This window comes from Yoonia sp. R2-816, from assembly GCF_046762905.1.
Classification (GTDB): domain Bacteria; phylum Pseudomonadota; class Alphaproteobacteria; order Rhodobacterales; family Rhodobacteraceae; genus Yoonia.
Genome location: NZ_JBKQXN010000191.1, coordinates 1 through 3,688, shown reverse-complemented (window position 1 = coordinate 3,688; position 3,688 = coordinate 1). Strand labels below are relative to the sequence as shown.

Annotated in this window: 3 protein-coding genes and 1 pseudogene; 3 read left to right on the top strand and 1 reads right to left on the bottom strand. The window is 53.4% G+C overall.

What is annotated here, in order from left to right; translation table 11 throughout:
- The first annotated feature begins 420 nt into the window (after positions 1-420).
- The 3 genes from ACFWW2_RS12040 to ACFWW2_RS12030 are packed head-to-tail and all read left to right on the top strand — an operon-like array spanning position 421 to position 2,814.
- Positions 421-789: a helix-turn-helix domain-containing protein gene (locus tag ACFWW2_RS12040; RefSeq protein WP_393928323.1), complete on the top strand. Its 369-nt coding sequence runs from the start codon at positions 421-423 to the stop codon at positions 787-789.
- Positions 779-2,107 carry a type II toxin-antitoxin system HipA family toxin gene (locus ACFWW2_RS12035; RefSeq protein ID WP_393928322.1) on the top strand — a complete coding sequence of 443 codons (1,329 nt, stop codon included), beginning with the start codon at positions 779-781 and terminating at the stop codon, positions 2,105-2,107. Before ACFWW2_RS12040 ends, ACFWW2_RS12035 begins: the two co-directional genes overlap by 11 nt.
- Positions 2,104-2,814: a hypothetical protein gene (locus tag ACFWW2_RS12030; protein ID WP_393928321.1), complete on the top strand. Its 711-nt coding sequence runs from the start codon at positions 2,104-2,106 to the stop codon at positions 2,812-2,814. The genes ACFWW2_RS12035 and ACFWW2_RS12030 overlap by 4 nt, the downstream gene beginning before the upstream one ends.
- A gap of 303 nt (positions 2,815-3,117) precedes the next feature.
- Here the strand turns inward: ACFWW2_RS12030 and scpB are convergent.
- Positions 3,118-3,540 (bottom strand): annotated as a pseudogene (gene scpB, locus ACFWW2_RS12025) (SMC-Scp complex subunit ScpB); the annotation flags it as partial.
- Between the last annotated feature and the right edge of the window lie 148 nt (positions 3,541-3,688).

Sequence of the window (3,688 nt, the reverse complement as noted above, 5' to 3'; positions counted from 1 at the left end):
ACTGAGATTGATGCTCCGAAGTTGAATTGATGCCGAACTGCCATGACCGCCCCACTTGCCGACGAGATCGACCATCTGAGCAACCCGGCGTTCGGACTGCCGGACCCCTGCCAGATGCAGCTAACTTGAGACTGAAGGCCTTCTTGGTTTCAAGTTAACTGCCCAGTCCTTCAAAAACTACCGCAATCTTACAATTAAGTGCCAAGTGACATGAGTGTCGTGATTTAGTTCTTCCTCGTGGTCCCGTGATCGGTCTCAGTAGGAAACCTTGTTTAAGGTTAAGCGGCAATTATTGACCTATTAAGTATTGATTTTATCTTTGGGCGGCCATAAATGACCTGTTGACTAGCTTTCTTGACAATGCGCCAAGAGGCCAATATCGGCCTCTTTAAAACAATATTGTAACCTTATAGGTCAAACATGGCCCTTAAACAACAGCCGTCGAACCGATCACCCACAAAACATGAACAGGTTTTGGGACAGCGTATCGAGCGATTACGCCTGTCGCGTAACATCACACAAGCTGATCTGGCAGAGCAGGCCGGGATCGGAATCCGTACGCTCAGGAGACTGGAAGCCGGAAACGGTGGGACGCTGGACACGTTCTTCCGGATCCTGAGCGCGCTCAAACTGGACGGCAATGTAGAGTTACTGATTCCAGATCCAGCAATCCGGCCAATCGAGCGTGTGCGGATGAAGGGAAGCGAACGCAAGCGCGCGAGTTCTTCCCAAGTAAGATCGAAGAACAAACAACCATGGCGATGGGGATCGAAACAAGATGGCGGATGAGACAACAGATGCGTCGGTGAATTTGTGGGGCCGTCAGGTGGCGGCCGTATCATGGCGCGCAGAAGATGAATTTGCGACCTTCCAATATGATCCGGATTTCGCAGAGTCTGGCATCGAACTGTCGCCGCTTGTCATGCCGCTTTCCCCCGATCCCTACTCATTCCCAGCCCTTCCAAAAAATACATTCAAGGGCCTGCCGGGATTGCTGGCGGATGCCCTGCCCGACAAATTCGGCGACAGGCTCATCAATACTTGGCTGGCGACACAGGAGCGGACACCTGAAAGCTTCAACCCTGTCGAGAGGCTTTGCTATGTCGGGAGCCGCGCGATGGGAGCGTTGGAATTCAAACCAGCGATTTCTAGTAACACTGGCAAAGCCAGAAAGGTGGATGTCGCCGGCCTAACGAAGCTTGCCAACATGGTGTTGAGCGAGAAAGAAGCCTTAGAGGGGACGCTGACCGGCGAGAATGATCTCGAGGTGATCAATGATATCCTGCGTGTTGGGACATCGGCAGGTGGGGCAAGGGCTAAGGCGATCTTGGCATGGAATCGCGAAACCGGCGAATTCAGACATGGACAGATCGATGCCGGGGCCGGTTTCGAACACTGGCTGCTAAAATTCGACGGTATCGAAAATAACGTGGACAAAGAAGAACCTGATCCACAAGGGTTCGGCCTCATCGAGTTTGCCTATTCAAGGATGGCCGCAGAGGCAGGTATCGAGATGGCAGAGTGCAGATTACATCGCGAAGGTGGCAGGAGCCATTTCATGACGCGGCGGTTTGATCGGACGGCTGGAGATGATGGCGAAAACGATAAACTGCATATGCAGTCGCTATGCGCGCTACAACATTATGATTTCAACGATCCCAGCGGCTATTCTTATGAGCAAGCGATCCTGACGATCCGCTCCTTGGGTCTGGGAGCCCCGGCACTTGAGCAGCAATTCCTGCGCACGGTCTTCAACATCATCGCACGCAATCAAGATGACCATGTGAAGAATATCGCCTTTCTGATGGACCGTTCCGGCAATTGGGTATTGTCACCTGCTTTTGACGTGACCTACTCCTTCAATCCCTCTGGTGCCTGGACGAACCGTCACCAGATGAGCTTAAACGGAAAGCGCGATAACTTCACTCAAATGGACTTGCTCGAATTCGCGGAGATCGCTGGCGTGAAACCGACCAAAGCGCGTACGCTTATCTCCCAAGTCGAATCCGCCGTATCCAATTGGCCGTCCATCGCGAGCGAGGTTGGCATAGCAGATGAAATCGTCCGATCAATCAAGCTCGCGCATCGGACAGGACTTCTCGATTGAACAAGCTCGAACGGGAAACGATCATCTTGAACGCTGTATGTCATCTCATAGACGACATGCTCAATCGTGCCATGGTGGTAGAAGAGTGGTCGCCTGACTGGAGCAACATAATGTTCCGGACTGACGTGCATGCGCGATTATTCAACATCCTCCTGGGGGATTTCTTGTCGACCCCAAATCCCAAAAAGGGGGGGCTGCTTCCTTTCGGGCTACCCCCTCCTGCGACAAACGCAAGCGGTTCTCAACGAACTTACCTTCACTTCCTGAAAGCTGTCTGCGACGAGCCGCAGCTTGGGGCGGCAAGCCCCCAATTGACAGACGCGGTGCACGCATTCGCCAGCTGGCTTGATGGGGATACATTCATTGAAAAGGTTTGGTTTCCTTCCATGGATCTTGAGTTGGATATGACGATCCAACGGATCAAGGCGCTGAAGATGACAGGGGATATCGGGAAGCACAATTTCACGCGATTGGAAGGCGTGGTCAAAAGTCTTCAATCAACGCTTGAATCCAACGGTCACGCGAAATCGATGGAGGAATGCTATCTCGCATTACCTGAGTTCCAAGACTGGTTTTATCGTCACGCCTTCACGTATCAATCCAGTCAGATCGCGGAATTTCTAAGTTCAATAGTCTGGGAGGTCCACCTGTATCTCAAGCCAGAATATGATCGTTCGGCGGTCTTCTGGTTTGATGAGAAGATGTAAATGCAACGATACAAATTTGAGACCCCGGATGGTCTAGACGATACGTTCGCGAAAAACATGCGCTGGGACCTTATGAACTTGATACAACGCCGACCCTACCTGCCTCGCCTCATCGCGGGCGACAATATGAAGTCTGAGCTTAAAGCTTAAGTGAACGTGCACGTCATGCTCTGGAGCACCATGCGATTTGACGAAATGAACTGTCAAAATCCAAAATTTGAACACAAAGCATTTGGAGATCAGCATCTGCAAATCCGCCCGACCAATTGAAAGCAAGGAGCCTCAGACCTGCGGTGCCCAAGCCTACTCGTCGACGTTTCCAACAGCCAGATCCAACTCCGGCAGGTCCCGCAAACTCTGCAGATCAAACGTCGTCAGAAACGTCTCCGTTGTCACAAAGGTATGCGGCGCACCAGCCCGTGGCGCCCGCGGTCCAGATGCGATCAGGTCTTTGTACCGCAGCCGTGCCAGCAGATCGCGGCTGACCTCCTTGCCAAAGATGTCCTTCAGCCGAGCCCGGTCGATGGGCTGGTGATAGGCAATGGCGCAGAGCACGCCCATCTCCATCTCGGTGAAGGCCAAGGACTGCTCGCCAAGATCGGCCGCGGCTTTGATGGCATCGGCGAACTGGGTCTTCGTGCGAAACATCCAACCGCTAGCCACATGCTCCAACTCGTAGGGTCGACCGGCCAGCTCGGCCTGGATGTCGTCGATCAGCATCTCGACCGAGGCCCCCTGGACGCCCCGTCTCGCCTGTCGACAAGCCTGTGCCTGCTACACTCAGTCTTCGACAAGACGGCCTGGCTCAAAGAGCGCGACATTGTGGAGCCGTGGCCCGTCGCGGGTCTCCCTGACAAGGTTCACGTCGACAACG